Source organism: Telluria sp. Soil_C_11 (assembly GCF_057657395.1).
In genome coordinates, this window is sequence record NZ_JBDGIN010000004.1 from 291260 (window position 1) to 315810 (window position 24551).

Annotated in this window: 19 protein-coding genes, 1 tRNA gene and 1 pseudogene; 13 read left to right on the plus strand and 8 right to left on the minus strand. The window is 59.2% G+C overall.

What is annotated here, in order from left to right; translation table 11 throughout:
• Positions 1 to 81: 81 nt before the first annotated feature.
• Entirely contained in the window at positions 82 to 2211 is a 2130-nt protein-coding gene (locus AC3A6M_RS09385; RefSeq protein ID WP_487852453.1) for an RIFT barrel domain-containing protein, read from the minus strand.
• Between the two features lie 386 nt (positions 2212 to 2597).
• Positions 2598 to 3491, minus strand: a complete 894-nt coding sequence (locus tag AC3A6M_RS09390; RefSeq protein WP_487852454.1) for a c-type cytochrome — start codon at positions 3489 to 3491, stop codon at positions 2598 to 2600.
• Between the two features lie 183 nt (positions 3492 to 3674).
• On the opposite strand from AC3A6M_RS09390, the gene AC3A6M_RS09395 reads away from it, so the two are divergent.
• From AC3A6M_RS09395 to AC3A6M_RS09440, 10 genes are all read left to right on the plus strand, one after another.
• Positions 3675 to 3750, plus strand: a tRNA-Arg gene (locus tag AC3A6M_RS09395).
• Positions 3751 to 4258: 508 nt separating this feature from the next.
• On the plus strand, positions 4259 to 6682 hold the full coding sequence (locus tag AC3A6M_RS09400) for a type I restriction-modification system subunit M (protein WP_487852455.1): 2424 nt from the start codon (positions 4259 to 4261) through the stop codon (positions 6680 to 6682).
• Positions 6683 to 6732: 50 nt separating this feature from the next.
• A complete protein-coding gene (locus AC3A6M_RS09405) occupies positions 6733 to 7899 on the plus strand; it encodes a restriction endonuclease subunit S (RefSeq protein WP_487852456.1) in 1167 nt (388 codons plus the stop codon).
• Positions 7896 to 8843, plus strand: coding sequence for an endonuclease NucS domain-containing protein (locus AC3A6M_RS09410; protein ID WP_487852457.1), 948 nt, complete (start codon positions 7896 to 7898; stop codon positions 8841 to 8843). Before AC3A6M_RS09405 ends, AC3A6M_RS09410 begins: the two co-directional genes overlap by 4 nt.
• A 36-nt stretch (positions 8844 to 8879) precedes the next feature.
• Entirely contained in the window at positions 8880 to 11987 is a 3108-nt protein-coding gene (locus AC3A6M_RS09415) for a type I restriction endonuclease subunit R (protein WP_487852458.1), read from the plus strand.
• Positions 11987 to 12703 carry a M48 family metallopeptidase gene (locus tag AC3A6M_RS09420; protein WP_487852459.1) on the plus strand — a complete coding sequence of 239 codons (717 nt, stop codon included), beginning with the start codon at positions 11987 to 11989 and terminating at the stop codon, positions 12701 to 12703. The genes AC3A6M_RS09415 and AC3A6M_RS09420 overlap by 1 nt, the downstream gene beginning before the upstream one ends.
• Positions 12704 to 12964: 261 nt before the next feature.
• Positions 12965 to 14101, plus strand: coding sequence for a hypothetical protein (locus AC3A6M_RS09425; RefSeq protein WP_487852460.1), 1137 nt, complete (start codon positions 12965 to 12967; stop codon positions 14099 to 14101).
• Between the two features lie 13 nt (positions 14102 to 14114).
• Positions 14115 to 15389: a hypothetical protein gene (locus AC3A6M_RS09430; protein WP_487852461.1), complete on the plus strand. Its 1275-nt coding sequence runs from the start codon at positions 14115 to 14117 to the stop codon at positions 15387 to 15389.
• The gene (locus AC3A6M_RS09435) at positions 15361 to 16650 is read left to right on the plus strand and encodes a hypothetical protein (RefSeq protein WP_487852462.1); all 1290 of its coding nucleotides are present in this window, start codon (positions 15361 to 15363) and stop codon (positions 16648 to 16650) included. The genes AC3A6M_RS09430 and AC3A6M_RS09435 overlap by 29 nt, the downstream gene beginning before the upstream one ends.
• 8 nt (positions 16651 to 16658) lie before the next feature.
• Positions 16659 to 17369 (plus strand): hypothetical protein, encoded by a 711-nt coding sequence (locus AC3A6M_RS09440; RefSeq protein WP_487852463.1) that lies wholly within the window; start codon positions 16659 to 16661, stop codon positions 17367 to 17369.
• A gap of 176 nt (positions 17370 to 17545) precedes the next feature.
• On the opposite strand, the gene AC3A6M_RS09445 is transcribed toward AC3A6M_RS09440, so the two are convergent.
• From AC3A6M_RS09445 to AC3A6M_RS09470, 6 genes and pseudogenes are all read right to left on the minus strand, one after another.
• Positions 17546 to 18742, minus strand: a complete 1197-nt coding sequence (locus AC3A6M_RS09445) for an energy transducer TonB (protein ID WP_487852464.1) — start codon at positions 18740 to 18742, stop codon at positions 17546 to 17548.
• A gap of 56 nt (positions 18743 to 18798) precedes the next feature.
• Positions 18799 to 19332: a hypothetical protein gene (locus AC3A6M_RS09450; RefSeq protein WP_487852465.1), complete on the minus strand. Its 534-nt coding sequence runs from the start codon at positions 19330 to 19332 to the stop codon at positions 18799 to 18801.
• Positions 19333 to 19462: 130 nt separating this feature from the next.
• Complete coding sequence (locus AC3A6M_RS09455; protein ID WP_487852466.1) at positions 19463 to 19819, minus strand: hypothetical protein; 357 nt, start codon at positions 19817 to 19819, stop codon at positions 19463 to 19465.
• Positions 19820 to 20058: 239 nt separating this feature from the next.
• The gene (locus AC3A6M_RS09460; RefSeq protein ID WP_487852467.1) at positions 20059 to 20826 is read right to left on the minus strand and encodes a hypothetical protein; all 768 of its coding nucleotides are present in this window, start codon (positions 20824 to 20826) and stop codon (positions 20059 to 20061) included.
• Between the two features lie 65 nt (positions 20827 to 20891).
• Positions 20892 to 21083 (minus strand): annotated as a pseudogene (locus AC3A6M_RS09465) (DUF3761 domain-containing protein); the annotation flags it as partial.
• A 254-nt stretch (positions 21084 to 21337) separates the two neighbouring features.
• On the minus strand, positions 21338 to 21529 hold the full coding sequence (locus tag AC3A6M_RS09470; protein ID WP_487852468.1) for a hypothetical protein: 192 nt from the start codon (positions 21527 to 21529) through the stop codon (positions 21338 to 21340).
• A 481-nt stretch (positions 21530 to 22010) separates the two neighbouring features.
• Between AC3A6M_RS09470 and AC3A6M_RS09475 the strand changes: the two genes are divergently transcribed.
• Genes AC3A6M_RS09475 through AC3A6M_RS09485 form a run of 3 tightly spaced genes read left to right on the plus strand, consistent with a single transcriptional unit; the run spans position 22011 to position 24516 of the window.
• Positions 22011 to 23075, plus strand: coding sequence for a DUF475 domain-containing protein (locus AC3A6M_RS09475; RefSeq protein WP_487852469.1), 1065 nt, complete (start codon positions 22011 to 22013; stop codon positions 23073 to 23075).
• A gap of 56 nt (positions 23076 to 23131) precedes the next feature.
• Complete coding sequence (locus AC3A6M_RS09480; protein ID WP_487852470.1) at positions 23132 to 23575, plus strand: hypothetical protein; 444 nt, start codon at positions 23132 to 23134, stop codon at positions 23573 to 23575.
• Positions 23576 to 23616: 41 nt separating this feature from the next.
• Positions 23617 to 24516, plus strand: coding sequence for a hypothetical protein (locus AC3A6M_RS09485; RefSeq protein ID WP_487852471.1), 900 nt, complete (start codon positions 23617 to 23619; stop codon positions 24514 to 24516).
• Positions 24517 to 24551: the final 35 nt, after the last annotated feature.

Below are 24551 nucleotides of genomic sequence, written 5' to 3' on the forward strand. Positions count from 1 at the left end.
GCATGCCTCGCGCTTGTCGAGGCAGCCCTGGCAAGAAATGCCGGGAAACGGCGCCTGGCCGTTTCCCGGAAGAGGCGGGGATTAACGCGGGACGATGGCGAACTGCGGCGACGAGCGGTAGTCAGGCTTGACCGAGCGCGCCATGAACTTGGTCCAGGCCGACATGCCGGTGGTGCTCAGCGAGGCGCCGTAGGCCAGGGCCGGCTGCATGTTCGACGGGTAGCCCATCGGCGAGGTCGAGTAGCCGGTCATTTCGCCAACCTTCAGGCCCAGGAACGAAGCCATTGCAGCGCTGCCGCATTCCAGCGAATTGAAGGTTGCAGTACGGCTGGCCTTCGACACCTGTGCCCAGGTGGTGTACATCGGCGACGTCGAAGTGTCGCGTGCCACCATCGAATACAGGGCGCCGTCGATCCAGCAGGTCTGCGGGTCCAGCATGCGCTGTGCCGGGTACTTGGCTTTCCACACCAGCAGGGGCTTGGCCTGGTCGAAGCCCAGGTCCACGGCATGGCCGATCGCCGAGGTGAAGAAGTCGTCCTGCCATGCTGCCAGGCCGGTGCCGTTGCTGTACACGAATGCGCCGTTGGTGAGCACACCGAACACGTTCGCCGACGGATTCTGGGTATAGGTCGTGTTGTACCAGTCCAGGTTATTCGACAGCCAGGTCTTGAACTGCGCCTTCAAAGGATCGCTGTCCGGGGTGATGTAGGCCGCTTCGCTGAGCGTACGCATGCTCCACGCCTGGCCGCGCACCTGGTCCGGGTTCACCAGGCCCTTGCCTGCCTGGCGATAGTTCGGGTTCGACGAGAACAGGTTCCACATGGTCCAGAACTGCAGCTCTTCCAGGTAGTAGTAGTCGCCGGTGACCAGGTAGGGCAGGTAGGCGAAGTTCGGCTGGTGTGCCGAATCATGGCTGAGCGGCGTCGTGCAGGCGGTCGTGGTCGCGCACTTCGGGAACGCTTCGTACTTGCCGGTGGTCCGGTTCAGCGTGTCGGCCTGCATGCCCAGGATCGTCATGTACGGATAGTCCATCAGGCTGACCGGACGGTCGGTATTGCGGTCGCGGTAGTGCGACGACCAGCTGCCCGACAGGTCCGCGGTACCCATGGTCACGGTGCGTGCGCGCTTGTCCATGCTCAGCAGGTAGTCGACGGTCCAACCCGGCATCAGGCCGATATCGTCGCGGCCGCCGGTGCCCGGCATGTAGGTGTTCGCCATGCCGGCCGCCATCGGCTCGGTGATCGCACCGGTCCACTTGGTCTGCATCGATGCCAGGGCGGTCTCGGCGATCGTCAGGCTGCGGTCGTAGTTCGGCAGGGCCTTCGAATCGATCAGGTAGCTGGTGTTCAGCTTGACATTGACCGCCGGCTCGGCGCCGTTGAACCAGAACATCTTGCGCCAGCGTGCATGGTGGTAATGCGTCATGCCGAGTTTGCTGTACACCGATTTGCCGGCCATGATGGCGCTGGCGTCATACGTGAAGTTCTGCGGCGACGGCTCGTAGGCCCAGTCGTTCTCGACGGTGACGTCGACGCGTGCCTTGCCCGTGGCCGGGAAGAAGCGGATCGCGAATCGGGCCTGCAAGTGCGGATGCTGGGCGCCGCTCGAGGTCTGCAGCGGAGCGGCGACTTGCCATTCGGTCGCGATCGGACCGCTCAGCCAGGTCTTGGCGCCGCCCTTTTTCAGCAGCTCGTCGGCGGAAGCGTAGTAGTCGACGCCGCCGATCTTGGTGTGCACCGAGAAGCTGAAGCCTTTTTGCATCAGGGTATCGATGGTGGTGCCGGCGGCGGTAGCCGCAGCCGTGCTGCTCTTGACCAGGCTCATCGTGCGCACGGTGCTGGCCGCCAGGTTCGGCAGGACGGCCGAGATCACGGCATGGCGGATCGAACCGTCGGCGTGGGTCGCCTTGACGTCGACCTGCAGCGGCACGGTGGTGCCGTCGTCGAGACGGCCGGTGAGCTGTTCGCCCGCTTTCAGGTGGCCGACGGCAAATACCTGGCCGAAGGTCACCGGAACGTTGGTCTCGGCAACGGCGGAAGTGTTTTCGAAACGGACGTCGGTGACCGCCGCGCTCGAGGACGTGGTGGTCGTGTTGGTGGTCGTCGTCGTGGTCGGCGGAGTCGTGGTGGTGGTGGTCGTGGTCGGGACGGTGGTGGTCACGGTGCCCGTCAGGCTGCCACTGGCAACACTCTTCTTGCCCGAGTTGCTCATTTTGCCAGCGGTCTGGGTGGCGGAAGAATCGGTTTGGTCGCTACCGGCGCCGCAGGCGGCCAGGGCAGCGGCACAGGCAATCACGGAAAGACGGCGAAGCGTCGAGGTTTGTTGTGCAAATTTCATCGTGGTCTTCTCTGGTTAGCTCTGTTTTCGGGGTTCTTGTTCTTCGATGGAAAGCAGATTACCGCACAGAAATTGATGACGCACGGAAAAATTGGGGTTTTTTTGTGAAATGTCCCCCGAAGGCAACGAAATATTTTCGCTTTTTTAACGAATATTGTTCGCTTTAAATGACTAAAAACTATTTTTTTGTCAGATTGAAAACGGAATAGACGAAAAAAAACCGTCCATCACGGACGGTTTTTAATTGACAAGTAAATTTCTTACTTGGCAGATGTCACCATGTAGTCCACCGCGGCCTTGACGTCGGCGTCCGGTGCGCTCGATCCGCCTTTCGGCGGCATCACGCCGGCCTTGCCCTGGAAGCCCTTGATGGCGTGGTCGTACAGGACGTTGTTGCCCTGGGCGATGCGCGGCGCCCAGGCGGCCTTGTCGCCGACCTTCGGTGCACCCGCGATGCCGGCGCCGTGGCAAGCCACGCACGTAGCGTTATAGAGGGTTTGACCGGCGGCGCTGGCGGTGGCGGGGGCAGCGGCCGGGGCTGCCGGCGGCGTTGCCGCGGCAGGCGCTGGCGTTGCCGCGGCTACCGGCGCCGCGGTTGCCGCAGCTGCGGCCGCAGGGGCAGCAGCAGCCTGGACCTTGGGCGCCGGTGCTTCCGGTTCCTTGAACTTGGCGCCGCTCTGGTTGGCCATGTAGACCATGGCGCGCGCCACTTCGATATCGTCCAGGTCCGGATTGCCGCCCTTGGCAGGCATGGCGCGGATGCCGTTGACGGCGTGCTGGACCAGCGTGTCGTAACCCTGGCCGATCCGTGCGCTCCAGGCGCCGGCATCGCCGACTTTCGGGGCGCCCGCGGCGCCGGTAGCATGGCAGGCGGCGCAGACGGCGGTATAGACGGCCTGGCCGCCCTGCAGCACCTTGGGTGCGTTCATGTCCTTCAGTGCGAAGCCTTCGTCGGCCACAGGGCGCACGCGCGCGGCCACCGCTTCGGGATTCTGTCCTTCGGAACCCGCCCCGGCAAGGGGATGGTTGGTAGCGAAGGACACTAATAAGATGATGCCGATGACAATGACCAAGAAGAAGCCGGCCACTGCGCCAATCAACTGCTTCGGGGTCCTGATGAAAGACTGGTGCTCACTGTGGTTTGCGTCGCTCATGATTTCCTTATAAATAAAAAAACCTGCTGGCGTCCGGCGCTTGGTCCAACCTCACTACAGATGGCTCGGAACCGGTCGATTATAGATCGAAAACATCTTATTTGAAACGCAATTTCTCTTGGATCAACTATCCTATCCATAGACGCGGGCGCCGAAACTCTGTATCCTTCGCATCACTCCTGCGCGGCTGTAGCTCAGTGGATAGAGTATTGGCCTCCGAAGCCAAGGGTCGCTGGTTCGATCCCAGCCAGCCGCGCCATCTTTTCAAGCACTTAACGGTGCATCTCTTCAAGCAAAAATCTTCTGGGTTACGCCTGGGTTACATTCGACTCGGTTGGACCGTGGCTAGGCTCCTCGTATTCACCTCCGCAACCCTTAGGTACCCTTGACTCGTCGACCGCTTTCGCAGTGTCCGGCGCCGAACGGCCGGACTATTCGTACGGGTCCCGGCAGCGTTATTAATCGCTGGACTTTAGGTTCGTGCGCAACGGGAGCCTCAAGAAGACGGGCTTGGGGCTGCTCCTCTCAGTCGCTCTGTCAGGTGCGCGCTAAGGTGTTCGAGCGATGAGAAAATGACATAGCATTGGTCATTGACAACTAATCCCAGCGGCTTTCATACTCATCGGATTAATCGAAAAGCCAGAGTTCATCCCAGCTGGCGCGTCAGATCCTACGGCTTTTGTTGTGCGTTGCAGCGGAGGCTACACTTTCACTCCTGGGCGTTTCACCTCAAAGCTGGCACGCCATTCCCATAGCATCACGACCACATGCCAATCAAAAAGTCAGATCTCTATTCCAAACTTTGGGCCTCATGCGACGAACTGCGCGGCGGTATGGACGCCAGCCAGTACAAGGACTACGTGCTGGTCCTGCTGTTCATTAAGTACATTAGCGACAAATACGCCGGCCAGCCGTTCGCGCCCATCCAAATTCCCGAAGGAGCTAGCTTTGCCGACATGGTTGCGCTCAAGGGCAAGAGCGACATCGGCGACCAGATCAACAAAAACATTATTCGCCCGCTGGAAGAGGCTAACCACCTGCGCATCAAGGCCGACTTCAACGAGGACTCCCTGCTGGGCCAGGGCAAGGAAAAGGTCGACAAGCTGACCAACCTGATCGGCATCTTCGAGTCCAAGGACCTGGACTTCAGCCGCCATCGCGCTGACGGCGACGACATCCTGGGCGATGCCTACGAGTACCTGATGCGCCACTTCGCCACCGAGAGCGGCAAGAGCAAGGGCCAGTTCTACACGCCGGCCGAGGTAAGCCGAGTGATGGCCCAAGTGCTGGGCATCGCAAAGGCCAAAACTACGCCCAACACCACGGTGTACGACCCGACCTGCGGCTCGGGCTCGCTGCTACTGAAGGTGGCTGAGGCCGCTCCCACACCGGTCAGCGTGTATGGCCAGGAGAAGGAAGAAGTCACTAGCGGCCTGGCTCGCATGAATATGATCCTGCACCACAATCCCGGTGCGGTGATCGAGCAGGGGAATACTCTGGCCGACCCCAAGTTCCTCGAAGGCGACCAGCTCAAGACCTTCGACTACGTGGTGGCCAATCCGCCGTTCTCCGACAAACGCTGGAGCAACGGCCTGGTCGGCGACCCGTACCAGCGTTTCGACGGCTTCGGTACACCGCCCGACAAGCAGGGTGACTATGCCTACCTGCTGCACATCATCCGCTCGCTCAAGAGCACTGGCCGGGCAGCCTGCATCCTGCCGCATGGCGTACTGTTCCGCGGTAATGCCGAGGCCGAGATTCGTAAAAGCCTAGTGCGGCGAGGACTGATCGAAGCCATCATTGGCCTGCCGGCCAACCTGTTCTACGGCACCGGTATCCCGGCCTGCATCATCGTCATCGACAAGACTCTCGCTGCCACTCGCAGGGGCATCTTCATGATCGACGCCGCTCAGGGTTATATGAAGGATGGACCGAAGAACCGGCTGCGTGAGCGCGACATCCACCGCATAGTCGACATCTTCGACACGCTGGACGAGAGCGACCCGCGCTACGCCCGCATGGTGGGCCTGGACGAGATCGAGAAGAATGGCTTCAACCTCAACCTGCTACGCTACATCGACAGCAGCACGCCCGAAGACCAGCAGGATATCGACGCTCACCTCAACGGCGGTATCCCAGAAAACGATGTGCTCGCGCTGAGCCGCTACTGGGCGGTTTGTCCGGCCCTGAAGGACACCCTGTTCAAGCCGCGCCGGCCCAGCTACCTTGACTTGACGCCCGCACCCTCTGCCATCAAGGGTGTTATCCATGCCCACACCGAGTTCCAAGCCTTCATCCAGGCCATGAACGGCCACTTCGAGGTCTGGCAGGCGCCGGTGGCGCAGCGGCTTAAGACGCTGGCGCCGGGCTTCCAGCCTAAGGCACTGATCCACGAACTGGCCGAAGGCCTGCTGGCCCACTACGAGCACCAACCCACCGCCGAGAAGCTGATCGACCCCTACGCCGTCTACCAGCACCTGATGGACTACTGGGCCGGGACCATGCAGGACGACGCCTATCTGATTGCTGAAGATGGCTGGATCGCACAGCCCTACCGCGTGCTGGAGACCAAGAAGAACAAGGACGGCACTGCGGGCAAGACGGTGGACAAGGGCTGGGCCTGCGACCTGGTGCCTAAGACCCTGCTGGTGCAGCACCACTTTGCCTCCGAACAGGCCGAACTGGACCGGCTGAGTACCCAACTTGAGAGTGTTCAGGCTACGCAGACCGAGCTGGAGGAAGAGCACAGCGGTGAAGACGCCGTGTTCGGCGGCTTCGATAAGATCAACGACAAGGAAGTCAAGTCGCGCATCAAGGAGATCGGCACCGATGCCGACGCGGCCGATGAGCTGGCTGTGCTGAAGCAGTGGCTGGCCCTGTCAGAGGAGGCCGGTAGCTTGAAGAAGCGCATCAAAACGCTGGACGCTGAGCTGGACGCCAAGGCATTGGCGCGCTACCCCACGCTGACGCTCGACGAGATGAAGACGCTGGTGGTGAACCACAAGTGGATAGCCACGCTGGGCGCAGCGTTGCATGGCGAGCTGGACCGCGTGAGCCAAACACTGACCGGACGGGTGAAGGAGCTGGCCGAGCGGTATGGACGGACGATGCCGGAATTGGTGAAGCGGGTGGAGGACCTGGAGGCGCGGGTGGCGGGGCATTTGGTGAAGATGGGGTTCGCATGGAAGTGAGAGCGATTCCCACAGCCGACGCATTGCCCGAAGCGTGGTGTCGAGCCCGCGTGATCGAGATTGCAGCTAAGCGATCAAACGCAACAGTAGGCGGTCCATTTGGATCGGACCTTGTTGCCAAGGACTACGTCGACTCTGGCGTTCCTGTTATACGCGGCCAAAACATGGGAAAGCGCCATGTTTCAGGAGAGTTTGCGTTTGTCACCCCAGCCAAGGCGAAGGCGCTGCAAGCCAACCTGGCCAGGCCGTCTGACCTCGTGTTTACGCAGCGAGGGACGCTTGGCCAAGTGGCACTTGTGCCACCGGCTCCGTATGAGGAGTACTTGATTTCGCAGAGTCAGATGAAACTGACGATCGATATCGAGATGGCTGCTCCTGACTATGTCTATCAGTACTTTGCGAGTGAGCTTGGGCAGAAGCAGATTCTGGACAGCGCGATTCAGACCGGTGTGCCGCACACTAACCTTGGCATCCTACGCAACTACATCGTTCCAATGCCACAGCGACTGGAGGAGCAACTAGCTATCGCGGCTGCACTCACCGATACCGATACCCTGATCGACTCGCTTGAGCAACTGCTGACCAAGAAACGGCAGATCAAGCAAGGCGCTATGCAGGAGCTGCTCACCGGCAGGCGGCGGCTGCCTGGTTTCAGCGGGGATTGGTCGACCGCCAAGGTCGCCGATCTAGAAAGGATCGGGGTACTGGAGCTGTCGCGGGGCAAGGTGATCTCAAAGAAGAGTATCGCCAGCGACCCGGGCCAATACCCGATCTACTCATCCTCAGTCCACAACAACGGACTATTTGGCTGCTACGGTAGCTTCATGTTCGACGAGGAACTGATCACGTGGTCCGTCGATGGGGGCGGCGACTTCTTCTACCGGCCACGCCACAAATTTTCTGTAACCAACGTTTGTGGTTACATGCGCGTACGCAGGGAAATCAATTGCCAATTTCTCGCTATGCAACTACAACAACAACACTCAACCAAGAGTTTTGACTACCAGACGAAGGCGCACCCAAGCGTAGTGCGAGCGGAGTATTTAGTTCATTTGCCAGAATTGAGAGAGCAAGTTGCCGTTGCCGAAGCGCTGTCTGACATAGGCGAAGAACTTGCCACCCTCGAATCGCGCCTTACCAAAGCCCGCGCTCTCAAGCAAGCCATGGCCCAGGCCCTGCTGACCGGCTGCATCCGTCTTGTAGAGCCCGCTGCATGACCCGGCCCGCAAAAAACTACTACCGCGTAATGTTGGGCCGTCTAAGCGCCCACGCGGCCGAGTGCCGGGCCGGCGGCTTCATGGGGGCCGACTTTGGGATAGAGCAAGACCTCGACGGCCAGTTGTCCAAAGAATGGCCGCAGTTCAACGCCGCCATCGTCCCTGTGTTTCTGGCCAGCCACCCCGGCAAGAGCAAGATTGCCGCCGGCTTGGCCTGCGGCGCGTTATGGATGGTAGCCAAGGGCATTCAAGAGGGAGACATCGTGCTGTGCCCGGACGGCACTGGCCGCTACTACGTGGGCGAGGTGCAGGGCGGCTACCGCTACGCACCCGGCCAAGTGCTGCCGCACCGCCGTCGCGTGAATTGGCTGTCGCTCACCATCGCGCGGTCGGCCATGAGTGAGGCACTACGCAGCTCTACTGGATTCACAGGCACGGTGAGCACGATTACCGAGCACCACCAGGAGATCGAGCAGTTCCTGGCCACGCTGCCTGGCCAGGCCGCGCCCAACATCGTCGCCACCGACCCGGTGGTGGAAGACCCGGTGGCATTCGCGATGGAAAAGCATCTAGAAGACTTCCTGGTGAAGAACTGGGCACAGACCGAGCTGGCCCAGCACTTCAAGATCTATGAGGAAGACGGCGAACTGGTAGGCCAGCAGTACGGGACAGACGCCGGGCCGATCGACATCCTGGCGATCAGCCGCGATGGGCAGCGCCTGCTCGTGGTGGAGCTCAAGCGCGGCCGCGCGTCGGACGTGGTAGTGGGCCAGATCCTGCGCTACATGGGCTACGTGAAAGAGCAGATCGCCGAGCCGCACCAGACCGTCGAGGGAGCCATCATCGCGCTGGACGACGACCAGAAGCTGCGCTGGGCTTTGCTGCCGGTGCCCGGCGTCAGCTTCTACCGCTACCAGGTGAACTTCAAACTCATCAAGCACTAACTTCAGCCGCCAAGCGCTGCGCAGGGAGGAAAACGGATGAACGACGTCAGCAAACCAGAACGCGCCACCCAGGACCGGGTGATCGAGCTCTTCACGCAGAAGCTTGGCTACCGCTACCTGGGCAACTGGGCGGACCGCGCTGGCAACCATTGCATTGAGGAAGGGCTGCTGACGGCTCACCTGGAGGGCCAGGGCTACGGTCCCGCGCACATCAGCGCTGCCCTACACAAGCTGCGCTCGGAAGCCTTGCTGCACGGGCGTAAGCTGTGCGGCGCTAACCAAGCGGTTTACCAGCTGCTGCGCTACGGGGTGTCGGTGAAGGTGGCGGCCGGCGAGCCGAGCGAGACCTTGCATCTCGTGAACTGGGACAGGCCGGGCGACAACGACTTTGCCATCGCCGAGGAAGTGACGTTGAAGGGCGGGCACGAGCGCCGGCCTGACATCGTGCTGTACCTGAACGGCATTGCCGTCGGTGTGCTGGAGCTGAAGAACAGCCGGACGGGCCTGGGCGAAGGCATCCGGCAGTGCCTGTCGAACCAGCACCCGGAATTCAACGAATGGTTCTTCAGTACGGTACAGTTGGTCCTTGCCGGCAACGACTCGGAAGGCCTGCGCTACGGCACCATCGAGACGCAGGAAAAGTACTTCCTGACCTGGAAAGAAGACGAAACCGATAACGCCGGCTACAAGCTGGACAAGTACCTTGTCAAGCTGTGCGGCAAGGCCCGGCTGCTTGAGCTGGTCCACGACTTCGTGCTGTTCGACGGCGGAGTGAAGAAGCTGCCCCGCGTGCACCAGTACTTCGGCATCAAGGCAGCGCAAACGCATGTACAGCAGCGGTGCGGCGGCATCATCTGGCATACACAGGGCGCGGGCAAGAGCATCCTGATGGTGCTGCTGGCGCGCTGGATCCTGGAGAACAAGCCAGCGGCGCGGGTGGCCATCATCACCGACCGCGATGAGCTGGACCGCCAGATCGAGCGCGTCTTCAAGGATGCGGGCGAAACCATCCACCGCAGCCGGAGCGGCCGCGACCTGATGGCGCAGTTGGCGCAGCCTAACCCGCGCTTGCTGTGCTCGCTGGTGCACAAGTTCGGACGGCGCGATGTGGACGACTTCGAGGCCTTCCTGCGCGACCTGGCCGCGCAACCCAGCCAGACCGAGGGCGAGATCTACGTGTTCGTGGACGAGTGCCACCGCACCCAAGGCGGCAAGCTGCACCGGCTGATGAAAGCCATGATGCCGAATGCGGTATTCATCGGCTTCACCGGCACGCCCCTTCTCAAGAGCGATGCGCAGACCAGCCTGGAGGTGTTCGGCGGCTACATCCACACCTACAAATTCGCCGAAGCCGTGGAAGACGGCGTGGTGCTGGACCTAGTCTACGAGGCGCGGGACATCGACCAGAAGCTGGGCAGCAGCGAACAGATCGACCAGTGGTTCGAGGCCAAGACCAAGGGCTTGAACGAGTGGCAGAAGGACGAGCTGAAGAAGCAGTGGGGCACGATGCAGAACGTGCTTAGTTCGCGCGCGCGCATGGACCGGGTGGTGGCCGACATCGTGTTCGACTTTGCCGTGAAGCCGCGGTTGTCCAGCGAGCGCGGCAACGCTATCCTGGTGGCGTCCAGCATCTATGAGGCCTGCAAATACTTCGCGCTGTTCGGCAAGACGGTGTTCAAGGGGCGCTGCGCGGTGGTCACGTCCTACAATCCACAGGCCTCTGACGTTAGCAAGGAAGAGACCGGGGCCAACACCGAAAGTGACAAGCAGTTCATCTACAACACCTATACTGAGCTGTTGAAGGACGTGGTGGCCGAGCCCGGCAAGACCAGGACCGAGACCTACGAGCAGCAGGTGAAGGAGCGGTTCATCAAGGCGCCCGCGCAGATGAAGCTGCTGATTGTGGTGGACAAGCTGCTGACGGGCTTCGACGCACCGCCCTGCACCTATCTCTACATCGACAAATCGATGCAGGACCATGGCCTTTTCCAGGCCATCTGCCGCACCAACCGACTGGATGGCGACGACAAGGACTTCGGCTACATCGTCGACTACAAGGACCTCTTCAAGAAGGTAGAGAAGGCGATCGCCGTCTATACCGCCGAGCTGGACCACAGCGCAGGTGAGACTAGTTCGGAAGTTTTGGTCAAGGACCGGCTAGAGGCTGGCCGTGAGCGCCTGGACGATGCCGTGGAGGCCTTGGCCCTGCTGTGCGAACCCGTGGAGCCGCCCAAGGGCGACTTGGAGCACATCCACTATTTCTGTGGCAACACCGAAATTGCTGACGACCTGAAGGCGCGCGAGCCGTACCGCGTTGGGCTTTACAAGGCCGTGGTGGCGCTAGTGCGTGCCTACGCCAACCTGGCCGACGAACTGGAAGCAGCCGGTTACACGCCCGAGCAGATCGAACACCTCAAGGGCCTGCAAAAACACTACCTGAACCTGCGCGAGATCATCCGCAAGGCGGCCGGTGAGACCTTGGATCTGAAGCCTTACGAGGCCGACATGCGCCACCTCATCGATACCTACATCGAGGCGCAGGCGCCCCGCAAGATCTCCCCCTTCGACGGCATCGGCCTGCTGGACCTGATTGTCAAGACCGGCATCGCCGACGCAATTGCCGAGCGACTGGCTGACATGAAGGGCAACAAGGAGTCCATCGCCGAGACAATCGAGAATAATGTCCGCAGCAAGATCCTGAAAGAGCAGCTGACCGATCCGGCTTACTTCGCCAAGATGTCGGCGCTGCTGGACGAGATCATCCGTCTACGCAAAGAAAAGGCCATCGAGTACGAAGACTACCTGGCCCGCATCGCCGAGGTGGCTAAGAAGGTAAGCGCCGGCAAGGCCGATGACACACCAATGCAGTTGAAGACTTCTGGCCAACTGGCTCTGTACAACAACCTGAAGGATCATGTAGCCACCGACGCCGTTCAGGAGCCCGAGACACCTTACGCCGGCAAGACCATTGCACTGGACACGGCACTGAAACTGGACGCAGTCATCAAGGCCAAGCGACCGGACGGCTGGCGTGGTGTGGTGGCCAAGGAGCAGATGGTCAAGCAGGCGATGTTCGAGGTGCTGAAGGATATCAAGGAAGTCAACCGCCTCTTCCCCATCGTCGTCGCACAAAAGGAATATTGATGCGGGACATGCTGGACTTGGGCGAGTTGCACGCCGAGGTGATTCGCAAGGCGATCAAGCACGTGCATTTGAGTGTGCTTCCGCCAGCGGGCAAGGTGCGTATCGCCGCTCCTCAGAGCATGCCGTTGGAGACCATTCGCCTGTTCGTCATCTCGAAGCTGCCTTGGATTCGCTCGCAACAGCGCAAGTTACAGGCGCAAGAACGCGAAACGCCTCGCGAGTTCCTGAACAAGGAAAGCCACTACCTGTGGGGCAAGCGCTATCTGCTGGAGCTCAGCTTTGCCGACGCGGCACCAACCGTGAGCCTCACGCCGCGCAAGCTGAAGCTGCAAGTGCGCCCAGGTGCAAATGCAGCACAGTGCGAGGAGGTGCTTGATGCTTGGTATCGGCAACAGATTCGGGATGCAATGCCGGCGCTACTGGCCAAATGGGAGCCACTGCTCGGAGTAAAGACCTCTCGGGTATTCGTACAGCGCATGAAGACCAAATGGGGAAGCTGTACACCTGAGGCCGGGTATATTCGGCTCAACACTGATCTGGCTAAAAAGCCGCCGGAATGCTTGGAATATATCGTAGTCCATGAGTTGGTGCACCTGCTCGAGCCGACGCACAACGAGAGGTTCTCGGCGCTGATGGACCTATATCTACCGCACTGGTATCACTTGAGAGCCCAACTCAACAGGCTGCCAGTTAGGCACGAAGAGTGGCAGTACTAGTTCAAGCACTCTAGGCAACAGCGGTCGGATGCCTGCGTCACGGTCGCGTCACCTCCCTCCCAAACATGCATACACGATTGCATGGCATGACTAACCCAGCATTCATCTTTTCAAGCGCCGGACCCCACTGCGCCGGACCCCACTATTCTGCTTGATCTCTCTTGCCTTCCCGTCTAAGTTGGAGCAATGGCCGCGTGCACCGGCGCTAGGCAGGACTGGAAGTGCACTGCCCCGCCTGGCAGCAACAATGGGAGAAACCACATGAGCCGGCGCTACGAGCTTTTCAGGTCGCTATTCGACTTAGGGCATAATCCGTTCTCAAAACAAGCGATCGCAACGTCAGGCGTAGCGTCTCCGTTTTACAAAGGACTGTACCCCGGCATCGAACGTAAGATGGCTAATGCCTTCCTCGGCGCCACCAAGCCGCCACCAGTTGCGCTGTTGTCGTCGATGGGCGAAGGCGTGGGGCCTCGTGGCTTCGGTAAGACTAGTTATCTGCTTTGGTTCGCCAACGAGATTAACCGGGATTTGGGGCGACGCAGCTTGGCGCTGGCCGGAGCGCACAACACCAATTCTGGTGCGCTGGCCGTCTACGCCAGCTTCGATACCGTCGCGCCGCCCTCGCTGAGTCACTTGCTGTTCGATGTCGTGCGCAGCGCACTCGAGACGGCGCTGTCTTCGGCAGTCGTCGACGAGCGGCACGCAGTCCAGGCTACCGCTACCCGGCTAATCACCAACAGCCAGCAATCTTGGTCGCCGTGGCTGCTGTACTGGCTCAGCCATGGCACCCCGAAGCAGATCGCGCGGCTTCTCGACGACACGGCCATATTTCGTGCTTGGCACCGGGCGCGTTGGGGCCGCGAGCTATTCCGTACGCTGGTGGCATTCGTGCGCACCCTCGGTGTGGATCGCATCGTCGTACTCGTTGACCAAGTTGAAGATTTCGCCAACTGGGACACGCCCACCTACAAGCTACGCCGAGATTTCGAGCGCTTGTCTGCGCTGTTGGCCTGCGATTCGGTACTGCACGCCCACGTGACATTCGTGCTCACTTTGCATCCTGCCAGCGCGCGCGTGCTTGCACATTATTGGCCGGACGCGCTGGCCCCCGCACGGTCAAGGCAGGCTGAACCAAACATGGTAGTGCTCGATGCGCCGCCGCTGGCTGGCATGATCGGCATGGTCAAAGCCTACCTCAACACTGCACGGGTTCGATACATCGACGACCAGCTACGACCGTTCACCGAGGGTGCTCTGCGCGCCGTGTACGCGCTATCCGGCGGCCGTCCCGGGCGTTGTATTCCGCTATTGAGTGCGCTGCTTGATAGCGCCGCCGACCAGAACGTGGGGCGAATCGACGCAGCAGCGGTGGCACAGTGGATCGGTAACGATGAGTAGTCAGGAGGCGGCGATGAGTAAGCGTCAACCGGACAGTATTCCACGGATCGACTGCGTCGACTACTTGTACGAAACGCTCGGTTGGATCAGCGACGGCGCCACGTTCGACGAAATTCGAGAGGGACTAATTGTGTACCGTCACGACCTGGACCGCGCCACCCGGATCGACACCCGTAACGGCACACCCGCGGGACGACGTTTGGTGAAACATTCTGACGCTCAGGCCTGCTGGTCCAACGCTCGCGCCTCAGTCCGCGAGCTGATGCACTTGGGCCTTGTCGAACATGCCCCCGTCCCAACCCGCAAGGAGAATCTGGACGCACACCGCGACAGACAGTACAACGTGACCTGCGAAGGTGCGCAGTTCGTCGCCCTGATGCCTGACGTCTGGCGCTTTAAGGACCACTTTGCGCAAACGCTCTTGCTAGCGCATCCGGTACTGCGCCATCTGATGTCCGAGCTGGCGCAGGGCGAACTGTTCATTCCTCGACTGCACACGGGTGAGTTGCGCGATTGTCTCCAGCACTGGCCCGAGCTTCCTCCATTATTACCTTTGGTGCAGCAGGTATGCCGGCACGTAAGCACCACGAGCGGCCCAGCCATTCCTGCTGAACGGCTTCTCGAAGTGTTCGAGCCAGGCGTCAAACGGGTGTGGGCGAAGCCCGACCCGACGCAAAAGAGTCGTGACTTCAATAAATCGCTGGTCAAGATGATTAACGACCAACTGCTGAGGGCGATGGCGGCACTACGCCAAGTCCCACTCGATGTGATCAGTCTGCGCAGCGCGATAGGGCTGCTAAATGGCGTGTACGCCATTGACAGCAGCCATACGCTGGCCGGGCGGACCGGATGGACAATCTGGGCCACGATCGAGGTGTCCGTGGACGAGGATAAGGGCGAAGGCCAGTCACCGGCACAGCGCAGCCTTGCCGAGCCAATCTGGTTTACCCGTAGGAGCGTGCCCGAGTCCGCACTACTAGACCAAATCGTCGATACAGTCCTGACCAAATCCAGCAAGGAAGGCGGATTTGCCCTCATCCATGAAGTCCGCTCGCTGGTCTGTCACCGGCATCGGATCCACTCACGCTCGTTCAATGAACTGCTGAAAAAGATGCATTACGGCGAGATTAAGCATCCAGCATACCGCCTATTTCTCGACCGTGGCGGCTCTACTAACCTGCCGCAGTCCGAAATTCCATTTGTCATCGACGACCGCGACTATTACCTCTTGAAGTTCATCCCGATTAAGGAGGCCAATTATGCCCCGCATTTACAAGTTTATTCATGACGAGTATCGGTATAAGCAAAACCCTTACCCCAGCGGAGCAGTGGCGCAACCCGGCAGCGGTGACCGGCGTGAGAACGGCGAATTTTTCAATAAGAATGTCGATCCAGACAAGTATAAAGAGGCGGTCGAAAAATTTGTGGTCCGCCCACTTGACTCAGCAAGCAAGATGCACCTGCTGTGGTCCCTCGGCGAGCGCGATGGTGCACGCGGCTTTGGCAAGACGGTACTGCTGCGTTACCTTGAGCATGAGATTAACTCCGATCTAGGCCGCAGCCTCCTGACCTCCAATGGGTTCGAGCAGCATGAAGTTGCAGATACCCCAATTATCGCGGCCTACGGCTCCTTCGACACCAACTCCGAGAAAACGCTGAGTGCGGTCTGTCTGCAGCAGGCAATCGCGTTGTTGGACGAGCACCTGGGCAAATCAGTGCTGGAGAGGGTACGCGCCGAAGCGCTGCTTCGCCTGCCGGATGTGGGTGACGATGCGGACGTCCAAGCTGACGAGCTGCAGATGCTGGTCGAAGACACCTATCTCTCGATCCGTGGAAAAACGCTCGGCTATCCGGTTCGGCAGGTGGTCCACATGTTCGCCGAGGCGGATTGGCGCTCGCTGAGGGCCTACCTGCGCAGCGCTAAGGCCAACGAAGGCTTCAATCTGCTGAACACCATGTTCGTCATCGCCCGGGCTGCCGGAGTCAAACGCGTATACCTGCTGACAGACCAGGTCGAGGACTTCGCCAACGCGAAGACAGCCAGAAAGCTGCGCCATCTGGAGATTGAGCGCTTGCGTGACGTTGCCATAGAGTCCCAGCCGTTCGGGGAAATGTCGTCTTACGTGTTCACTATGCACCCCGAAGCCGCACGCCAGATCGAGCCATATTGGTCGGAGGCGCGGCTGCAGCCCGAGCTAGACCCAATGATCAAACGAGCACGAAGCACCGCGGTGATCATGCGCCCCGTCACCTCACGCACGCAGGCGCAGCAGCTCTACCTCAACTACAGCAATGCCGCACGTATCCCGGGCGAGGACATTGACTTGCTGCATCCGCTCGACGAAACCGCACTCGATGTGCTGATTGAGCTCGGCGAAGGTCGGGCCGGCGAGATGCTCAAGTTTGCGCACCGCCTGATCGAGGAAGGCGCTCAAGACGGCCTCAGCTTGATCACGGAGTCCGAGGCACGCGACATCTTGGATGACATCCGCCCGGCCGACGAGAAAAAGCCGGTGCGCCGCGCGCGCGGTATCGGTTTAGTGCATTAGGTGGCGCAATGCATCGGCACCTGGCCGCGCTGCTACGCGACGCACACTTCCTGCTCAAGGACAGTGCACGAGAACGCGGCGCGCCCGCCGGTGCCGCACTCGAACTTGATATCGAGCGTCTGGCCCACCGGCACTACCTCTCGACCGAAAGGCGCAGTCGCCGCGGCGCTCTCGGAAGGTCTTACTATAGTGGCCTGACACGCGAGACCGACCTGTTTGTGTACGCGCAATCGGAGTTCCTACAGGCCGAGGCCAAGGACTACGCGCGCTGTATCGGCGGGGTCGAGGTCACCGATCTATTCGGGCGGGCCATGGATCTCCACTTGGGGAAGCCACGCGAGCGCAATGATGGCAGGGTCTGGGAGCACCATGTCGCGCTAGTGGCAGCTGGCGGCGCTAACGAAACTGTACGCGGCGCCTGCCTGCGCTTCGGCATCATTCTTATCGAGCCGGGTCTCGCCCCACTCCCCGTACTAAACCTTTGGCTAGCCAATCGGGCAGGCCTGCTCACCACCGCTGGCTGCTCCGAGCTATTGCTGTATCTCGGCTGCCTGCCATTCAGCCAGCGGTTTGCGCACGAGCGTGGTTCACTGCGGATTAACCGCGGCCCATTGCACAGCGACAAGGAAGTACGCTCGCTGTTGCGGTTCCAAGCGCTTGCAACAAGGGCGATGACGGCAGAGCTGGCCGCGGCAGCCAGGCAGCAGCTAATGATATGAGCACATCCAAAATCGACATAGGAGCCGAGTTTTTCAACACAATAGACCCGAAGGAGACATTGCGTTGTTTTGACTGGCAGCTAATAAGAAGTCGTCTCTCGTACTTGTTGCAAGGTTTTGATCGTATCCAGCTTGTTCGCGTATCTGCGACCAGCGCGTTCGTGCATACCGGCCGACTAGTAGTCAGGCTGCCAACGGTATTGAAGATCCACCCAGGTCGTAATAGGCTCACCATTTTCCAGCGCGGGATGGAATGTGCAGCGGCTCAGCGCTGTCTTGGTAGCCAGGTCAAGCTCGCGAAACCCGCTCGAGCGCACCAGCTTGTAATCGAGCACCTTGCCTTCTGGGCTAACCAGGAACGACACGAGCACGGTGCCGCTTTGTTCCAGGTATCGTGATCTGGCCGGCCAAGTCGGTCTGCAATTGTTCAGGTCGGCGGAACCGCCATGCACGACCGTCGCAGGATCGGGCAGGCTCGCGAACTCTGGCGCGGACGTGGTCGCGCCCGCTGGGATAGGGTGTGTCATCGCGATCTTCTGGTAGATCTTCCCAGTGGCCTTGTTAAATACCCAGACCTCAGAAAGATCCATTACGAGGCTGTCGCCTGTCCACAGCACCTGGCGCGGATTACTGAACGTCGCTTCGCGTAGCTTGGCAAAATGCGTCAGGAACGGTCGATCCAACATGCCCACGTACAGCAATCCGAATTGACCTTTTGCGCTGCGAGCTTCGTCAGGTGACATCGTCAGCGACAGCGCAATCTTGCGACGCTCATCGCTGGAGCGGACGTTATGGAACGCCAGCGCACACACCGTCATCTCGACGTCGCTTCCTCTCACTGTGGCGCCAAAGGCGTTCGATGCCAGCATGCTCCGCTGCGACGCGACTTCTTCGTGCTCCAAACTGCCGGCAAAGAGGGATTCGCCAATACTTACCGGATCGTCGCCGAAGTCTCCTTCGATCGTCATCAAGGATTGGTCCGCGTCGTATTTCGTGCTCAACGTTGGGAACGGCTCGACGAACGCAAGCGGGTCAGCCATTGTTCTCGTGCCGTCCAGACGCAGTCGCCCGATTGCTGTGATCCGACTGTCATAGGCGGCCGACGTTTCGAACTCGCTTTTTTCCGGCTTGAGCGATTTCACCCTGCGTACGATTGCGCGGCAGTCGGCGCCCCGGTAATGCGCCGGCAGCTTGTCCAGCAGCGGCGAGAACGCAGCGCTGGAACTTGCGCTCGCCGTGTTCGACGCTGCGTGGGTAACGCGCGACGAGGTGGTCGCTTCGGCTGTTGGGCTGTGAATGGCAATGGCTGCAGCCAGCGCTGCAAGGGAGGATTTGACGATAGTGGTTTGTATGGTGTTTAAACTGATTGGCATGACCCAGCCACGCTCCGGTCGGGGTGGCACCTGCGGTCTGGTCGCTACGGTCTTGCTTATTCGGTCAACATCACTTCGGTCGGCTCGCCGTCCTGGAGCGTGACGGGCTTCCAGATCCACCCGCCCTGTACCTCAGGGTGCCCGCCATAGCCTGTCGCCGCTTCCCACGTGATGCGCGTGTACACGTAATACCGGCCGCTCGGTACGTTCTTGAATTTGAAATTCCCGCCTGCGTCGGCGGTAGTCATGCGCTCGTATGGCGAAAGCAGCGTGTCGTGCAACGTCCACTTGCCCATTCGACCCGGGGTAGCGATGGTCGAGGTGGCGTAGGAAGTGACAGGGCTGAGGTAAACCGTGCTGCCGGCCGCGGTCTTGACGTCGCCGCCGCGTGTCTTGAGAAAGGCCTGTCCGGTCAGGGAGGCGGTGCCGGCTTTCGGCAAGGCAGCGTATTCCGCCGCCGGGAACGGAGGGCGTTCCTGTCCCGCCGGGATCGCTCCGGTCGAGCGTTCCAGCACTAAGGCTGGCGCATTGCCGGTTGCGCAACCGGAGACGCTGCTTGCGAGAAGGGCAGCCCAGAAAACTCGTTTCATGTAGTGTTTCTTAAAGTTGAACTTACTGGTGTTTGTGCCCCGACCGGGCATTCGTCTCCGAAAGCAGCTCAGATCGGCATGCCCGGCAGGGCCACTGTGGCACCGGACGAAGCCGGCCCGTGAACGCGCTTTACGGCTTGCGACTGCAAGCGAAGCGCGCTAGGTCGCTCTTGCTCGAGCCATCTAACACGTCTGTCCAACGCCCGTTCACCGCCTTCAGCTTGTCAGGGCCTGCTTCGCCGTAGCCCATGTCGCGATACTGCATCGTCTTGCAGTTGATTTCCGTCTTCGAATAGCCGGTCTCATTGACGCCGACCCGCTTATGGACGGTCGTCGTGATCCCGTTTTTCGTGTTTGAATCCAGAAGGAAGTATTTCCCCTTGTCGGGCGCCGTCCGCGGGATCTGAACTTCTGCGGCGTTCGCCTGGATGCCTGCGAGCGTTGTGCCGACCAGTAGCGACCAACGGATGGCCTTTTGTACTTTCATGTGGTATCTCCTGCTGATGAATAGCTTGCGCCCCCGACCAGGTTTAACAGCGCGCAGATGCTGTCGTACGTGACCAAGGATGCCTGTGTGTTTCGAAATTTTTACTTGCACTCTGCGACCAAGTGGCGCCGTGCCATCGGACCGTAGGCGGTCGGTGTGCTACTCTCGTTACGGTCGACGATGCCGTACTCCCCGTCACAGGCATTGGTCGCGGTCTATTGAGCAATTTAAGATTTTTTTTACGGCTCTAGCCCTACAATCAGGCTCGATCCAACACTGCCACTATGCATGTGCAGTCCACCGATAGTGGTCCGTGGCATAGCGTTCGATCCGTCCTCATAGTTCTTGCTGCCTACCTTCTTGATGTACTTGATCACGTCGTCGGCCTTGGTGGTTGGACTGGCCGCGTGCAGGAACTCGGTCAAGAAGCTTTCCTTCGTCTTGGTCATGCGTGCAGGCTTCAGGTTTGATGTGCCTATCCAGGACACAGAGGCCGAATTTGTACCGGCTTTGCCTTCGGTGATCTCGATGCCGATTGATTGGCCGGGGTTCTCGGTGTCGTCAATCAGGTAAGAGTTGTTGGTGTCACCGTTCGTGATCTTCCAACTTTCCTTCTTCGGCTTGTACTTGCGGTAGAAATCCGTCGCTTCAAATGCCTTCGGACTGGTGAGAGCAGTGCCCTTGGCTGCGGCAGTGTTACCGGGGCCGGAACTGCCGCCAGAATCGATCCGAATGACTGTGTACGGGCCTTCAGCGCCTGTACGGGCGAAGACCAGTACAAAGGCTTTACCATCTACCTTGTAATGCTTGGTGAGCTTCAGGCCGTTGGCCGTCTTCTCTATGTCTTGACTCACCATGTCTTCCTTTTTCAGCGTAGCAAACACGTTGTCGGCAGTGTCGCCAACAGAGATCTTATGACCTCGGGCGATCACGCTTGAAGTGTCGGCACCGTGTACGAACGAAGCTGCTCCAAAGGTGAGGGCGGCAAGGTAGTGCTTAGGTTTCATAATGGTGGCCTTAGGAGAGTTCGTTCTTGAGGTTCGCTACACACTGCTCGGAAAAGTCGCGGTTGTTAGAGCCACACGCCTACACCGCCATGATGCGAACACGTCCCGCGGCGATGCTGGCTGAACGAGTAGCTACCATCCCGACACTTCGCACTAGCACCGGTCGGCAGCTGATCATACGTCGATTTCGCTGGTGAGTGGACTTGATGTCCATCCTCGGCTTTGTAGTGGCGATGCGTCTGCAGCTCGGCTTCGTTAGGCTCGGCGGCCTGCGCTAAGCAGAGCCGTTCGCGCTGGATTCGCTCAAATGCCCACGCACGCGTTGTCCCTCGCGGAAGTTCGACGGGCTTTTGCATGTCCCGGGCGGCCTGCTCACGGCAGGCCAGCTCGCGCATCTTCTGTGAGACTGCTGGGGTGTAATGGGATTGCTCAGGCGGCGTAGGATTTTGCGCACGCTGGGCCTGGGCTGAGAGTCCTGCAATCCCGAGCACTAACCCGAGCAGGACTGCCTTCATGTGCGTTCGTTTGGCCAGCGGCTGAATGCAAAAACCCACAGCATGATGAAGTTCAGCACCGGAATAAAGCTGAGGAAGCTCCAGGCTCCAGAATATCCAGCCTTACTAATGATCCGCCACACAGGGACGATGTAGGTAGAAAAAACGAAAAGAATGATCAGCCAGTGCCAGATGCTCATCGAGCCCATATTATTCCCTAGGTGTTGTAGTAGCGACTGCTATTGCAGAGAGGAATGATACGCTGCCAAGCTTGCAAAAAAACTCACTAATTATCACTGACTGCTTTTGGCCTTGGATTCAACGCGCCCAGCAGTCTTTTCGTAAGCCTCCACCATGCGCCGATAGCCGATAAGCACATGCTGAAGAGCCAGCACCAGACGATTCGTCGCTAGGCCGACGCGGCCAACACACTGCCAGCCGGCCATAGCTGTTAGACCTAAAAACCGCTACTCAATAGGCCGAGAAAACGGCACATTGTCTAAGTTAGGTGTGGTGTTGCATTTATACGCCATCATAAAATTTAGAGCGATAATTCCTGTTATTGCTAAAAATATATAATAAAATTTAATATACGATTGATCATAATTCGCGCCTACGAATATGTGATTTTTTGTGAGAATTGCGCACGCTTGCCGTCGAGCCTACCCATTTCCATTACTCTTTCGCACCGTGAAAAACTTCACCACATCCTTTGTTGTTACTGCTATTTGCCTAGCTTGTGCGGCAGCGTGGGGTTTTGCACATTCTGGGCTAGCCGGCGCCGCAGCCGCCATTTATGTTGCCGCTGTACTCGGCATAATGGAAGTGTCTCTGTCATTTGACAATGCGGTTGTGAATGCCTCAGTGCTGCGTACTTGGAACGTCTTCTGGCAGCGGTTATTCCTTAGCCTTGGCGTAATAATTGCCGTATTTGGCATGCGCCTTCTTTTCCCTTTAGTGATCGTTGCTACTGCTGGACACTTAAACATTGCAGAGGTTTGGGCGATGGCTCTGCACCAGCCCGATCAGTATTCAGCGCAGCTGGCCACTCACCACCCTCAAATTGCGGCCTTTGGCGGCGCATTCCTGTTACTCGTGTTCTTGAATTTCGCCATTGATGACGAAAAAGATGTGCATTGGCTCGGCCACATTGAGCGCCCCCTGAGCGCACTTGGCAGCATCGGTGGTGTGCCGGTCTTGGTGGCTTTGGTGGCTGTTGTGGCCGCCAGCGCGATGGTCGAGCCTGACCAAAGCGAATCGGTGATGGCCGCTGGCATCTGGGGGGTCATTGTTTATGTTGCGGTCGGCGTCCTGGGTGGCTTGCTTGAAAACGATGATTCTGAAGAAGGTGAGTCCAGCGCCGGGAGTGCCGTTGCGCTCGTTAAACAAGGCAGCATCGGCGCCTTCCTTTACATTGAAGTACTCGACGCGTCGTTTTCGTTCGACGGCGTGATCGGGGCATTCGCGATCACCAATGACATTGTCCTGATCATGCTCGGCCTGGCGATCGGCGCGACGTTCGTGCGCTCACTGACCGTATACCTGGTCCGTCAAGGCACGCTCGAAGAGTTCGTCTATCTCGAACATGGCGCTCATTATGCTATCGGGTTGCTAGCCGTAATCATGCTGGTCAGCGCGCGTTATCACATTCCCGACCTGTTCACTGGACTCATCGGCATCGCTTTTGTCGGCGCAGCACTGTGGGCATCGATCGTCCATAAACGACAGGAAGCGGCAGCGGCCCTTCCAAGCTGACCCGACGGTACCGCGCAACGTCGATCGTCAAACTTATCTTATGCAGTGTGTAACTCATGGCCGTAAACCTATCCCCTCCGAACGATCCTGCCAAAGCGCAAGAGACCTTGGCTGCGCTCAGCGCCTATATCGCGGCACGCGTCTTTGACGACTATTGCTCAGTAGATGAGTACCGTGCCTTTGTGGCGCATGGCGTTGCCACGACCGGGCGAGACGTAACGACCGTCGAACACGCTGTGGACCTTGAGCTCGAGCGCATGGGGGCGGCCAACGAGTTGAGACTACTTGGCGAGCTTGATAGTGCACTACACCGCTTCACGGCTAGTGACCGGAAACTCGATGCGAAAGAAAAAGACGATGCTGTGCAACTGGTTTGCAAGTCGCGTCCAGGCTTTCGCCATGGACTTCGGTATGAGGTTGCACAGGCAGCGATTTTGGCTTATTGCCGCGCCCACAACGTAAAACAAAAAGTTGGGCTGTTTTCTTGGGCCGTGCCTTAACCCTAACTTTGCACTCACTACCACCGCTAATAAGGAATCATATGAACGACACTGAACAGGCTTGGCTCGAAAATCGCATCGCCGCCTCGGTTGCAGACGACTTTTATTTGGATCGCGACGAAGAGAAAGGCATCAAAGAAGAGGCGGCAGCGCGCGGCTTCGCGGTGGCTGAAATCGAATTGACTTTGCGCAAAGTGCTTGATCAGTACGGTGCTGTCTCGGAACGGCAACTAGTTGCCACACTCGATAAATGGCTACACCAATCCACTGATAACGACAAAGAACTCGACAAGAAAGAAGAAAAAGATTGCCTTGATCAGGTGGTGATTGCTGCGCCGGGTAAGAAGGCGGGACTGGACCCGCGCGTGGCAGAGGATTACGTGTCCAGTTTCTGTAAAGCGAATGGTATTCGCCGTCACACCGACAGCAATAACAAGACGCCGTTGGCGGTAGTGAGCGTGGTGTTGTTGGCGTTGCTGGCAATTGGCGGAGGCTTCTGGTGGCTAAAAGCCGGGCCTGCAACTAAGCCCGGTGACACTGCCTTACGTACAGTGAGCGCCCCCACTGATGTGAAGCTGAGCGCCGATGATCGCGCTGAGATCGACGACCAACTCCGGCGTGCACGCTCGTATGCCGAGGCCGCGCAATTCACCGACCCGCCTGAAAAATCGGCCAAAGCCTGCCTCGACACGATCCACCGTGTCGACCCGGCCGGTACCTATCGTGGCGGCGAAGTCAAGGAGCTGGTGTCGAACATCGTCAGCCAATATATGACGCTGACTGATCATGCGGCTGCCAAAAAAGACACGGTCGCCGCCCGTAAATGGATTGACCGGGCTAAGCTGTTCAACGCGGAATCTGAAGTGATTCGCGAAAAAGAGCTCGCGCTTGGATTGGTTGCCAACAATGAGCGCACCAGCTCGCTTTCACCTGCCAAGTGAAGTGCATGGGCAGAAGCGGTAGTTGCTTCTTAAGG

What these genes read in the sequence shown, in the direction of transcription:
- AC3A6M_RS09385 (WP_487852453.1), bottom strand. Translation starts at nt 2,211, where the DNA reads ATGAGCAACTCGGGCAAGAAGAGTGTTGCCAGTGGCAGCCTGACGGGC.
- AC3A6M_RS09390 (WP_487852454.1), bottom strand. Translation starts at nt 3,491, where the DNA reads ATGAGCGACGCAAACCACAGTGAGCACCAGTCTTTCATCAGGACCCCG.
- AC3A6M_RS09400 (WP_487852455.1), top strand. Translation starts at nt 4,259, where the DNA reads ATGCCAATCAAAAAGTCAGATCTCTATTCCAAACTTTGGGCCTCATGC.
- AC3A6M_RS09410 (WP_487852457.1), top strand. Translation starts at nt 7,896, where the DNA reads ATGACCCGGCCCGCAAAAAACTACTACCGCGTAATGTTGGGCCGTCTA.
- AC3A6M_RS09415 (WP_487852458.1), top strand. Translation starts at nt 8,880, where the DNA reads ATGAACGACGTCAGCAAACCAGAACGCGCCACCCAGGACCGGGTGATC.
- AC3A6M_RS09420 (WP_487852459.1), top strand. Translation starts at nt 11,987, where the DNA reads ATGCGGGACATGCTGGACTTGGGCGAGTTGCACGCCGAGGTGATTCGC.
- AC3A6M_RS09425 (WP_487852460.1), top strand. Translation starts at nt 12,965, where the DNA reads ATGAGCCGGCGCTACGAGCTTTTCAGGTCGCTATTCGACTTAGGGCAT.
- AC3A6M_RS09430 (WP_487852461.1), top strand. Translation starts at nt 14,115, where the DNA reads ATGAGTAAGCGTCAACCGGACAGTATTCCACGGATCGACTGCGTCGAC.
- AC3A6M_RS09435 (WP_487852462.1), top strand. Translation starts at nt 15,361, where the DNA reads ATGCCCCGCATTTACAAGTTTATTCATGACGAGTATCGGTATAAGCAA.
- AC3A6M_RS09440 (WP_487852463.1), top strand. Translation starts at nt 16,659, where the DNA reads ATGCATCGGCACCTGGCCGCGCTGCTACGCGACGCACACTTCCTGCTC.
- AC3A6M_RS09445 (WP_487852464.1), bottom strand. Translation starts at nt 18,742, where the DNA reads ATGCCAATCAGTTTAAACACCATACAAACCACTATCGTCAAATCCTCC.
- AC3A6M_RS09450 (WP_487852465.1), bottom strand. Translation starts at nt 19,332, where the DNA reads ATGAAACGAGTTTTCTGGGCTGCCCTTCTCGCAAGCAGCGTCTCCGGT.
- AC3A6M_RS09455 (WP_487852466.1), bottom strand. Translation starts at nt 19,819, where the DNA reads ATGAAAGTACAAAAGGCCATCCGTTGGTCGCTACTGGTCGGCACAACG.
- AC3A6M_RS09460 (WP_487852467.1), bottom strand. Translation starts at nt 20,826, where the DNA reads ATGAAACCTAAGCACTACCTTGCCGCCCTCACCTTTGGAGCAGCTTCG.
- AC3A6M_RS09470 (WP_487852468.1), bottom strand. Translation starts at nt 21,529, where the DNA reads ATGGGCTCGATGAGCATCTGGCACTGGCTGATCATTCTTTTCGTTTTT.
- AC3A6M_RS09480 (WP_487852470.1), top strand. Translation starts at nt 23,132, where the DNA reads ATGGCCGTAAACCTATCCCCTCCGAACGATCCTGCCAAAGCGCAAGAG.
- AC3A6M_RS09485 (WP_487852471.1), top strand. Translation starts at nt 23,617, where the DNA reads ATGAACGACACTGAACAGGCTTGGCTCGAAAATCGCATCGCCGCCTCG.